Here is an 11,083-nt window from a genome sequence, read left to right on the forward strand (position 1 = left end):
GCGGGGGCGCGGGCACGGGGCCCTGGTGCGCGCCCGCGTTCGGCGGAACGGGGTGTTGTGCGGCCGGCGACCAGCCGGTGGCCGGTCCGTGCCCCGGCTGATGGGGCGGCGGCAGCGGAGAACCCACTGCGTGCTGCATCCGGTGCCACTCCGTCTCGTACAGGCGATGGGCGCTGACAGCGGGGCGGAACCCGCTTGCTACCGAACGGTACCGCCCCCGGTCGTCGATGTGTGAACGGCCGGGGGCGGCCCGAAGTGCCCGGCTCCGTAAGGTGATTCCGGGCGGAAGGAGCGATGGGGACTTACTGTCCCACTTCGCCGTACGCGGCGAGCAGCACGGCCGGGTCGGGTCCCTCCAGGACGGTGGGCTTGGCCAGGCCGTCGAGGACGATGAAGCGCAGCAGGTTGCCGCGGGACTTCTTGTCGACCTTCATGGTCTCCAGCAGCTTGGGCCACTGGTCGTGCCGGTAGTGCAGGGGCAGTCCGACCGCTTCGAGGATCGTGCGGTGGCGGTCGGCCGTCGCGTCGTCCAGCCGGCCTGCCAGGCGGCCCAGTTCGGCGGCGAAGTGCATGCCGACCGAGACCGCGGCGCCGTGGCGCCACTTGTAGCGCTCGTTCTTCTCGATGGCGTGGCCGAGCGTGTGACCGTAGTTGAGGATCTCGCGCAGGCCCGACTCCTTCAGGTCCGACGAGACGACGTCGGCCTTGACGCGGATGGAGCGCTCGATGAGCTCGGCGGTGTGCGGGCCGGCCGGGGTGCGGGCGGACTCGGGGTCGGACTCGATGAGGTCCAGGATGACCGGGTCGGCGATGAAGCCGGCCTTGATGACCTCCGCGAGTCCGGAGACGTAGTCGTTGACCGGCAGGGAGTCCAGCGCGGCCAGGTCGCAGAGCACACCGGCGGGCGGGTGGAAGGCGCCGACGAGGTTCTTGCCCTCGGCGGTGTTGATGCCGGTCTTGCCGCCGACGGCCGCGTCCACCATGGCGAGCACGGTGGTCGGGACGGCGATCCAGCGCACCCCGCGCAGCCAGGTCGCCGCCACGAACCCGGCGAGGTCCGTGGTCGCGCCGCCGCCGACACCGACGATGACGTCCGTGCGCGTGAAGCCGGACCGGCCCAGCGCCTTCCAGCAGTAGGCGGCGACCTCGGCGGTCTTGGCCTCCTCCGCGTTGGGCACCTGGACGGCGACCGCTTCGTAGCCCTGCCCGGCCAGGTCGGCGCGCAGCGCGTCACCGGTCTCGGCCAGCGCCTCGGGGTGGACGATCGCGACCCGCTGGGCCTTGTCGCCGATCAGACTGCCGAGTTCACCCAGCAGCTGCCGGCCCACCAGGACCTCGTACGGGTCGGTCCCCGCGGTGCCGCCGACCTGGATCCGCGTCACTGCCTCGCTCATGCTTCCTTCAACTCCAGTGCGTCCAGGGCTGCTTCGGTGACCTCTTCGGGCGTACGGCCGTCGGTGGCGACGACGGCCGTGGCGACCTCCTCGTACAGGTGGCGGCGTGCCTCCATCAGCTCGCGCCACTGCTTGCGCGGGTTGACCGCGAGCAGCGGGCGGGCCGCGTTGAGGCCGGTGCGCTTGACCGCCTCCTCGACGTCCATCGACAGATACGCCACCCGCTGCCCGGCGAGCAGCGCGCGCGTGTCGGTGTCGAGGACGGCGCCGCCGCCCAGGGCCAGGACGCCGTCGTGCTCGGCGAGCGCCCGGCGCACGGCCGTCTTCTCGATCGCGCGGAAGGCGGACTCGCCCTCGTCGACGAAGATCTCGGCGATGGTCCTGCCCTGCCCGGCGACGATGTCGTCGTCGGTGTCCCGGTAGGACACGCCGAGCCGCGTGGCCAGCAATTGCCCGACGGTGGACTTGCCCACGCCCATCGGGCCGACCAGGACGACCAGTGGGCCGCTCATCGGATGGTGAGGTTGTCGAGGTACGACGTCACGTTGCGGCGGGTCTCGGTCACCGAGTCGCCGCCGAACTTCTCCGCCACCGCGTCCGCGAGCACCAGGGCCACCATGGCCTCGGCGACGATGCCGGCGGCCGGGACCGCGGACACGTCGGAGCGCTGGTGGTGGGCCTGCGTGGCCTCGCCGGTGGTGACGTCCACGGTCTGCAGGGCGCGAGGCACGGTCGCGATCGGCTTCATCGCGGCGCGGACGCGCAGCAGCTCACCGGTGGTCAGACCGCCCTCGGTGCCGCCGGAGCGGCCGGAGGTACGCCGGATGCCCTCGTCGGTCTTCACGATCTCGTCGTGCGCCTTGGAGCCGGGCACCCGCGCGAGTTCGAAGCCGTCGCCGATCTCGACGCCCTTGATCGCCTGGATGCCCATGAGCGCGCCGGCGAGCCGGGCGTCCAGCTTGCGGTCCCAGTGCACGTGCGAACCGAGGCCGACGGGCACGCCGTAGGCCAGGATCTCGACCACGCCGCCGAGGGTGTCGCCGTCCTTGTGGGCCTGGTCGATCTCGGCGACCATCGCCTTCGACGCGTCGGCGTCCAGGCAGCGCACGGGGTCGGCGTCCAGCTTCTCGACGTCGGCCGGGGTCGGGTAGACGCCGCGCGGCGCCTTGGCGGCGGCCAGCTCCACGACGTGGCTGACGATCTCGACGCCGGTCGTCTCCTTGAGGTACGACCGGGCCACCGCGCCCAGTGCCACGCGAGCCGCGGTCTCACGCGCGGAGGCGCGCTCCAGGATCGGCCGGGCCTCGTCGAAGCCGTACTTCTGCATGCCCGCGAGGTCGGCGTGGCCGGGGCGCGGCCGGGTCAGCGGGGCGTTGCGGGCCAGCCCGGCGAGGATCTCCGGGTCGACCGGGTCGGCCGCCATGACCTGTTCCCACTTCGGCCACTCGGTGTTGCCCACCATGATCGCGACCGGGGAGCCGAGACTGAGGCCGTGCCGGACGCCGCCGAGGAAGGTGACCTCGTCCCGCTCGAACTTCATCCGGGCACCGCGTCCATAGCCCAGGCGCCGCCTCGCGAGATGGTCCGCCACCAGGTCCGTGGTGATCGGTACGCCGGCGGGAAGGCCCTCCAGCGTCGCGACGAGTGCGGGACCGTGGGACTCCCCCGCGGTCAGCCAGCGCAACCTGCTCAACGGTGCTCCTCCATGCTCGCGCCCCGGTACTGCCCTGTGTACGCGCCTCGTCGCGTACGGCGACGGCGTGACCGGGTGCGCGGCCCGGTCCACCATCTCCGATCCTCCCACGCCGGGGCCGTTGGCCCGGCGGCCGGTCCATCAAGCGGACGCGTTCGCGGACGGACCGTCGGCCTGACGCTGCTGCGGCGCGTACGACCCGAGGAAGTCGGCACCGCTCGGCTGCTGCGCGGGCTGGGCCTGCTGCGGGGCGTATGCCCCCAGGTGGTCGGCCCCGCTGCCCTGCTGCGGGACGGGCTGCGTCTGCTGCGGGGCGTACGGCCCCAGGTAGTCCGCTCCGCTCCCCTGCCCGAACCGGGCCGCGGCGTGGACCGGCTGCCCGTTGCGGACGGCACGCCGGCGGGCGATCTTGCGCTTGATCTTGACGGCCCAGGACGCCACGACGGCGAGCACGATCAGGGCGAGCACCGTGATCTGCACCCAGTCGGGCAGGAATCCCAGCAGGGACTCGAATATCTGGGACTTGACGGAAGCCTGAGGCAGGCCTGCGGACATGACGGACGTTCCCCTCCCCTGTTCCGCCCCCTGCGGAACCGAGAGCGGATCCTATCGGGCCGCGAGAGCCCGCTCGCCCGCTTTTCGCATGGCGTCCAGGGGCGCCGGGGCCAGCCCCGTCATCTGCTCGACCTGGAGCACGGCCTGGTGCACCAGCAGGTCGAGACCGCTGACGACGGCACCGCCATACGCCGACCAGCGGGCGGCGAGGTCGGTCGGCCAGGGGTCGTACAGGACGTCGAAGAGGGCCGCCGGACGCTCGGGCACGGACCGGGCGAGGGCGTCGGTGACACCGGCCGGCGTGGTGCTGATCACCAGCGGGGCACGCAGCGCCTGCTCGGCGTCCGCCCAGTCGGCGATGCGGACGGCGACGCCGAGCCGCTCCGCCCACTGCCGCATCTCGTCGGCCCGGGCCTCGCTGCGCACGTACACGGCGATCTCACCAGGGCAGATCCGGGACAGCGCGGCCAGCGCGGAGGAGGCGGTGGCACCGGCGCCGAGGATGGCGGCGGAGTCGACCTCGTCGATGCCGTGTTCGCGCAGGGCGGCGACCATGCCGGGGATGTCGGTGTTGTCGCCGACGCGTCGCCCGTCCTCGCTGAACACGACGGTGTTGACCGCCTCCACCGAGGCGGCGGTCTCGCTGACCTCGTCCAGCAGAGGGAAGACGGCCCGCTTCAGCGGCATGGTCAGCGACAGCCCGGCCCACTCGGCGCCGAGCGTCTCGAAGAACGCGGGCAGCCCGGCCTCGTCGACCTCGAACCGGTCGTACGTCCAGCCCTCCAGGCCCAACTCCTGGTAGGCGGTGCGGTGCAGGACCGGGGAGAGGGAGTGGGCGATGGGGCTGCCGAGCACTCCGGCACGGCGGGCGTCAGTTGCCCGAGCTGGCATCGAACTTTTCCTTCAGCTTCAGGAACTGCGCATGGGTCTTGGCGAACTCGGTCTTGCTCACGCCGTCGGTCGCCACGAAGTAGATCCAGCCCTCCTTGGTGGGCTTCAGGGCCGCCCGCAACGCGACGTCTCCCGGATTGCCGATCGGACCGGGCGGGAGTCCCTTGTTGGTGTACGTGTTGTACGGGTCCTTGTTGCTGTTGATCTCGGACTCGCTGATGTGGATGTTGCTCTCGTTCTTCAGGTAGTTGAAGGACGAGTCGAACTGGAGCAGCTGGTTGGTCTCCGTATTGGTGGGCTTGAGGCGGTTGTAGACCACCTCGGCCATTTTCCGGAAGTCGTCGTGTGTCTTGCCTTCGGCCTGGACGAGGCTCGCGACGGTGATCAGCTGCCACGGGTTCTCGAGTCCGAGGCTCTCGGCCTTCTTCTCGACGCCGGCCTTCTTGTACGTCGCGGCGGCCCGACCCACCATTTGTTCGAGCACGGCTTCGGGCTTCTGCCCCTTGCTCACGCCGTAGCTGGACGGATAGAGGAATCCTTCAAGCGGATCCTTGACATCCGGATGGTTCAGCGCCCAGGCGGGCAGGCCCAGCTTCTTGTAGTTCTTCTTGGCGACCGCGGCGGTGGTGCCGTCCTTGACGCCCAGCCGCTTGTCGATGAGACGGTAGACGTCGGCGTTCCGCTTGCCCTCGGCGATGATCAGGTTGTCGCGGCTCTTCGGACTGAGCATCAGTTCGACCGCACTCTCGGCCGACATTTGCTTCTGCAGCGTGTACACGCCGTCCTGGATGCTCTTGCCCTCGGGGTTGCTCTCCTGGGCCGCGACGAAGGCGTCGACGCTCTTGACGACCCCCGCACTCTTCAGCACCTGACCGATCTTGTACCCGAGTGCTCCCTCGGGGATCTCGACCGTCACCTGCTGCCCGTTGCCCCCACCCGCGAAGTCCGGGTCGTCGCCGAAACGGTCCTGGAAGAACTGGTAGCCGAAGTAGCTGACGCCGACCAGGCCGCCGCCGAGGATCACTACGACCAGCAGGCAGGCCATGCCGTTGCGGCGCTTCTTCGGTTTGCCGCCACCGCGACCCCGCTTGTCCTCGCGCCCGCGGCGCTCCGCCGGCTCGTCGCCGTCGTCATCGTCGTCGCCGCCCGCGAAGAAAGCGTGCTCGCCCTGGTCGGGGCCGGGGTCCCAGCCCGTCTCCGGTTCGGGCGCGGGGGCGGGTTCGGCCCCGCGCCGGCCGGGCGGCTCCGGGGGTGGATACGCCTCAGGCGTGCCGTAGTAGTCCTGCTGGCCCCCACCGTACGCACCGGCCTGCTGCCCGTACGGATCTCCCGGGTCACCGGGGTAGGAGACCTGCTGATGGGGGTCGTTGACCCAGCCGCCGGTGTCGTACTGCTGCTGGTGGTAGCCCTGAGCCTGCTGATGTCCGTGGTCGTGCTGCCCCCGGTACTGCTGGTGCCCGGGGTCCTGTGCCGCGTACTGCTGAGGCTCGGGGTTCTGTGCCGCGTACTGCTGGTCGTAGGGGTACTGCTGCTGCGTCTGGCCGTATCCGGCCTGCTCACCGGTGCCCCAGTCGCCGTACTGCGGCTGCTGCGGCTGCTGCGGCTGCTGCTGCTGCGGGTAGTGCTGCTGCTGGCCGCCGTAAGCGGACTGCTGGCCGGGGTGGGCCTGCTGTCCGTCCCATCCGCCGTCCCCGTACAACGGGTCCTCCGGATGCCACGGTTCGGAGCCTTGGCCCCGGCCATACTCAGTCATCGATCCCCTAGAGCCGCGAGGCGGCGGTCGCGCGGCTTCCGGCTCGGCTCCCGTCCCGCCTCTTGCTGTGCGGCGGCTGTTCGAATGCCGTCGCATCGCGCGGAACGTTACCGTATCGCGATCAGATGACCACTTCGACGCCTTCGCCGGGTGCTTTACCTGACACCCGTTCGGATTCGAGGGCCTGTTGCAGGATGATCACGGCCGCTGCCTGGTCGATGACGGACCGGCCCTTCTTGGATTTCACGCCCGAGGCGCGCAGTCCCTGACTGGCCGTCACCGTTGTCATGCGCTCGTCGACAAGTCTCACCGGAATCGGTGAGATCATGCGGGCCAGTTCCTGGGCGAATCCCCGGACCTTGACCGCGGCCGGGCCCTCGCCCCCCTTGAGGGAGCGCGGGAGACCGACCACGATCTCAATGGGCTCGTACTCCTCGACGAGTTGCTTCAACCGTCGCTGAGCTGCGGGGATGTCACGCCCGGGGACCGTCTCCACCGGGGTGGCGAGGATCCCGTCGGGGTCGCACGAGGCGACCCCGATGCGGGCGTCCCCGACGTCGATCGCGAGTCGACGTCCTCTGCGCATGCTGTCCGACCCGTCTCTTACTTGGCGGTCTCGGTGACCAGGCGCTCCACGGCGTCCACGGCGTCACCGATGGCGGCCGGGTTCTGGCCGCCGCCCTGGGCGACGTCCGGCTTGCCGCCACCGCCGCCGCCGAGGGTCTTGGCGGCCGTGCGGACCAGGTCGCCGGCCTTCAGACCGCGCTCGCGGGCGGTCTCGTTGGTGGCGATGACCGTCAGCGGCTTGCCGTTCGCCACCGTGAACAGGGCGACCACGGCGGCCCGTCCGCCCTGGATCCGTCCGCGCACGTCGAGGACCAGCTTGCGCAGGTCGTCGGCGGTCGTGCCGTCGGGGACCTGACCGGTCACGACAGCAACGCCACGGATGTCCTTGGCGGACTCGGCGAGACCGGCGGCGGCCTGGAGGACCTTCTCGGCGCGGAACTTCTCGATCTCCTTCTCGGCGTCCTTCAGCTTGCCGAGCATGGCGGAGACCTTCTCCGGGAGCTCCTCCGGGCGGCCCTTGATCAGCTCCTGGAGCTGGGCGACGACCGTGTGCTCGCGGGCGAGGAAGTTGTAGGCGTCCACGCCGACCAGGGCCTCGATCCGGCGGACACCCGAGCCGATGGAGGACTCGCCGAGCAGCTTCACCAGGCCGAGCTGGGCGGTGTTGTGCACGTGGGTGCCGCCGCACAGTTCCTTGGAGAAGTCGCCGATGGTCACGACGCGGACGCGCTCGCCGTACTTCTCGCCGAACTCGGCGATGGCGCCCTGCTTCTTGGCCTCGTCGATGCCCATGACGTCGGCACGGACGTCCAGGTCGCGGGCGAGCACCTCGTTGATCTTCTGCTCGACGTCGGTCATCACGGCCGTCGGGACGGCGGACGGGGAGCCGAAGTCGAAGCGGAAGCGGCCGGGCTGGTTCTCGGAACCGGCCTGGGCGGCCGTCGGGCCGAGGGCGTCACGCAGGGCCTGGTGGGTCAGGTGGGTGGCCGAGTGGGCGCGGGCGATGGCCTTGCGGCGGCGGTCGTCGATGGAGGCGTGGGCCTTGGCACCGACGGTGACCTCGCCGACCTGGACGACGCCCTTGTGGACGTACACCCCCGGGACCGGCCTCTGGCAGTCGCGGACCTCGATGACGGCGCCGGTGTCGACCCTGATGCGGCCGGTGTCGCCGATCTGGCCGCCGCCCTCGGCGTAGAACGGGGTGCGGTCGAGGACGATCTCGACCTCGTCGCCCTCGGTGGCGGCCGGGGAGGAGGCGCCGTCGACGAGGATGCCGACGATCGTGGACTCGCTCTCGGTGTCGGTGTAGCCGATGAAGTCGGTGGCACCGGCCTGGTCGGCGATCTCACGGTAGGCGCCGGTGCCGGCGTGCCCGGTCTTCTTGGCCTGGGCGTCGGCCTTGGCGCGCTCCCGCTGCTCCTTCATCAGGCGCCGGAAGCCGTCCTCGTCCACGGACAGGCCCTGTTCGGCGGCCATCTCCAGGGTGAGGTCGATCGGGAAGCCCCAGGTGTCGTGGAGCAGGAAGGCCTTGTCGCCGGGCAGGACGGTGCCGCCGGCGGACTTGGTGTCCGTGACGGCCGTGTCGAGGATGTTGGTGCCGGCCTTCAGCGTCTTGAGGAAGGCGTTCTCCTCGGCGAGGGCGACCTTCTCGATGCGCTCACGGTCGGTGATGAGCTCGGGGTACTGCTGGCCCATCATCTCGATCACGGTGTCGATCAGGTCCTTCACGACCGGACCGGTGGCGCCGAGCAGGCGCATGTTGCGGATGGCGCGGCGCATGATGCGGCGCAGCACGTAGCCGCGGCCCTCGTTGCCGGGGGTGACGCCGTCTCCGATGAGCATCACGGAGGTGCGCATGTGGTCGGTGACCACGCGCAGGGAGACGTCCGAGCCGTGGGCGTCGCCGTAGCGGACGCCGGTCAGCTCGGTGGCCTTGTCGATGACGGCCATCGAGGTGTCGATCTCGTACATGTTCTGCACGCCCTGCAGAATCATGGCGAGGCGTTCGAGGCCGAGGCCGGTGTCGATGTTCTTGCTGGGCAGGTCTCCGAGGATCTCGAAGTTGTCCTTGCCGATGCCCTCGCCGCGCTCGTACTGCATGAAGACGAGGTTCCAGATCTCCACGTACCGCTCGTCGTTGACGGCGGGGCCGCCCTCGGCGCCGAACTCGGGGCCGCGGTCGTAGTTGATCTCGGAACACGGGCCACAGGGGCCGGGGACGCCCATGGACCAGTAGTTGTCCTTCATGCCGAGGCGCTGGATACGCTCCTGCGGCACACCGACGACGTCGTGCCAGATGCGCTCGGCCTCGTCGTCGTCCTTGTAGACGGTGATCCACAGACGCTCGGGGTCGAGGCCGTAACCGCCCTTGTCCTGGGCGCTGGTGAGCAGCTCCCAGGCGAGCTTGATGGCGCCTTCCTTGAAGTAGTCACCGAAGGAGAAGTTGCCGCACATCTGGAAGAACGTGCCGTGCCGGGTGGTCTTGCCGACCTCTTCGATGTCCGGCGTGCGCACACACTTCTGCACACTGGTGGCGCGGTCGAAGGGTGGCTTGACCTCACCCAGGAAGTAGGGCTTGAAGGGCACCATGCCGGCCGGGACGAGGAGCAGAGTCGGGTCGTCCGCGATGAGCGACGCCGAAGGGACGACGGTGTGACCGCGCTCCTCGAAGAAGCTCAACCAGCGGCGGCGAATCTCAGCCGACTCCATCAGTGGTCCTCATTCCGGTTGTACGGGTACGTCTGGTACGCCGAACCCTCGACGTACTTCGGGTTGTTGCGGTTCTCGATGGCCGCGAACCGCCGGGGGCCGGGGAGTTCGGGATTCTCGTTGATCCCGAGGGCGTCACCCAGCTCGGCCTCGCGGACGGCCATGTTGTCCCGGACGTCGAGCGCGAAGCCGACCGCGCGGTCCTTGATGCGGTGACCGGCCTCGATCGCCTTGTTCCCGGCGGTTTTCGCGAGGCTCTCGGGGGTCAGCTGCTTCAGCTTGCGATTGACCTTGGTGGTGGCCCACACACCGGCGGCGACGCCTGTGGTGAACCAGAAGGTGCGGCGGAACATCGCTGGCTCTCAGTCCCTCTTGTCTCGGGCGCTGCGCCGGGCGACCGTACGGCCCACGATCACGGTACGCCTGGACGCCTTGGCGGGCACGTCCTCCTTGCGGCCGCCGAGGGCCCGGCGCACGCCGTAGCCGAAGGCCGCGACCTTGACCAGGGGGCCGCCGAAGGTGGAGGCGACGGTGGTCGACAGCGCCGAGGCGTTCGACGTGACCTCCTGGACGTCGGAGGCGATCGAGTCGACCCGGTCGATCTGGTTCTGCGCGGAGCGCACCGCCGCGGAGGCGTCGGCCAGCAGCGGGACGGCCTGGTCGGTCACGTCCGCCACGAGCTTGGTGGTCGCCTTGAGCGTCTGGGCCACCCTCGCCAGCGCGACGGCGAGGAAGGAGACCAGGATCGCCCAGAAGACGGCCACCAGGATCCCGGCAACCTCTCCACCGGACACTGTGTGCACCCGCTCCCTGAAACGTGCCTGAACATCAAAAAGTCGTGCGACGAGCCTATCGCGCCGGAGGTTGCGCTCCGTACCGGTTTCCCGCGCGGGAGAAGCGGAATCGCGAAAGCCCGCCGTCTCCCCACCCGGACGGGTGGGGAGACGGCGGGCTGACGTACCGCGTGCCTGCCGAGGATCAGCGGGCGTAGTACTCGACGACGAGCTGCTCGTCGCAGATCACCGGGATCTCCTTGCGGTTCGGCTCGCGGTCCAGGCGGAACGCCAGACCCTTGAGGTTCACCTGGAGGTAGCGCGGGGTCTCACCGTCGGGGGCGAAGCCACCCTCACGAGCGATCGTGAAGAGCGTCTTCTCCTTGGAGCGCTCGCGCACCTGCACGACGTCGTCCGGACGGACACGGAAGGAGGGCTTGTCGACCTTCTTGCCGTTGACCGCGATGTGGCCGTGGACGACCATCTGGCGGGCCTGGTAGATCGTGCGGGCGATGCCCGAACGCAGAACCAGGGCGTCGAGGCGGCGCTCCAGCTCGATGATCAGGGCCTCACCGGTCTTGCCCTGGACCTTGGAGGCACGCTCGTAGGCGCGGACGAGCTGGCGCTCGGACACGTCGTACTGCGCGCGCAGACGCTGCTTCTCGAGCAGACGGACCTTGTAGTCCGAGTTCTGCTTGCGGCCGCGGCCGTGCTCACCGGGCGGGTAGGGGCTGTCTCTTATACACAC

At 70.0% G+C, this 11,083-nt stretch carries 12 protein-coding genes; all 12 read right to left on the reverse strand.

What is annotated here, in order from left to right; translation table 11 throughout:
* A partial coding sequence (locus C1J00_RS47110; protein ID WP_245936547.1) for a Pro-rich N-terminal domain-containing protein occupies window positions 1-139 on the reverse strand: 139 nt, incomplete at its 3' end.
* Window positions 140-302: 163 nt separating this feature from the next.
* Window positions 303-1,394 (reverse strand): 3-dehydroquinate synthase, encoded by a 1,092-nt coding sequence (gene aroB, locus C1J00_RS28835; protein ID WP_102911933.1) that lies wholly within the window; start codon window positions 1,392-1,394, stop codon window positions 303-305.
* Window positions 1,391-1,906 (reverse strand): shikimate kinase, encoded by a 516-nt coding sequence (locus tag C1J00_RS28840; RefSeq protein ID WP_102911934.1) that lies wholly within the window; start codon window positions 1,904-1,906, stop codon window positions 1,391-1,393. Before C1J00_RS28840 ends, aroB begins: the two co-directional genes overlap by 4 nt.
* On the reverse strand, window positions 1,903-3,087 hold the full coding sequence (gene aroC, locus C1J00_RS28845) for a chorismate synthase (RefSeq protein WP_102911935.1): 1,185 nt from the start codon (window positions 3,085-3,087) through the stop codon (window positions 1,903-1,905). The genes C1J00_RS28840 and aroC overlap by 4 nt, the downstream gene beginning before the upstream one ends.
* Before the next feature lie 141 nt (window positions 3,088-3,228).
* The gene (locus C1J00_RS28850; protein WP_102911936.1) at window positions 3,229-3,642 is read right to left on the reverse strand and encodes a hypothetical protein; all 414 of its coding nucleotides are present in this window, start codon (window positions 3,640-3,642) and stop codon (window positions 3,229-3,231) included.
* Between the two features lie 51 nt (window positions 3,643-3,693).
* On the reverse strand, window positions 3,694-4,533 hold the full coding sequence (locus tag C1J00_RS28855) for a shikimate dehydrogenase (protein WP_102911937.1): 840 nt from the start codon (window positions 4,531-4,533) through the stop codon (window positions 3,694-3,696).
* A complete protein-coding gene (gene mltG, locus C1J00_RS28860; protein ID WP_102911938.1) occupies window positions 4,514-6,286 on the reverse strand; it encodes an endolytic transglycosylase MltG in 1,773 nt (590 codons plus the stop codon). The genes C1J00_RS28855 and mltG overlap by 20 nt, the downstream gene beginning before the upstream one ends.
* Window positions 6,287-6,407: 121 nt before the next feature.
* Window positions 6,408-6,872 carry a Holliday junction resolvase RuvX gene (gene ruvX, locus C1J00_RS28865; protein ID WP_102911939.1) on the reverse strand — a complete coding sequence of 155 codons (465 nt, stop codon included), beginning with the start codon at window positions 6,870-6,872 and terminating at the stop codon, window positions 6,408-6,410.
* Window positions 6,873-6,889: 17 nt separating this feature from the next.
* Window positions 6,890-9,562, reverse strand: coding sequence for an alanine--tRNA ligase (gene alaS / locus C1J00_RS28870; protein WP_102911940.1), 2,673 nt, complete (start codon window positions 9,560-9,562; stop codon window positions 6,890-6,892).
* The gene (locus C1J00_RS28875; RefSeq protein WP_102911941.1) at window positions 9,562-9,915 is read right to left on the reverse strand and encodes a hypothetical protein; all 354 of its coding nucleotides are present in this window, start codon (window positions 9,913-9,915) and stop codon (window positions 9,562-9,564) included. The genes alaS and C1J00_RS28875 overlap by 1 nt, the downstream gene beginning before the upstream one ends.
* Window positions 9,916-9,924: 9 nt before the next feature.
* Window positions 9,925-10,365 (reverse strand): DUF948 domain-containing protein, encoded by a 441-nt coding sequence (locus tag C1J00_RS28880; protein ID WP_102911942.1) that lies wholly within the window; start codon window positions 10,363-10,365, stop codon window positions 9,925-9,927.
* A 175-nt stretch (window positions 10,366-10,540) separates the two neighbouring features.
* On the reverse strand, window positions 10,541-11,083 hold a 543-nt coding region (rpsD, locus tag C1J00_RS28885; RefSeq protein ID WP_102911943.1), incomplete at its 5' end, for a 30S ribosomal protein S4.

This window comes from Streptomyces cahuitamycinicus (genome assembly GCF_002891435.1).
Classification (GTDB): Bacteria; Actinomycetota; Actinomycetes; order Streptomycetales; family Streptomycetaceae; genus Streptomyces; species Streptomyces cahuitamycinicus.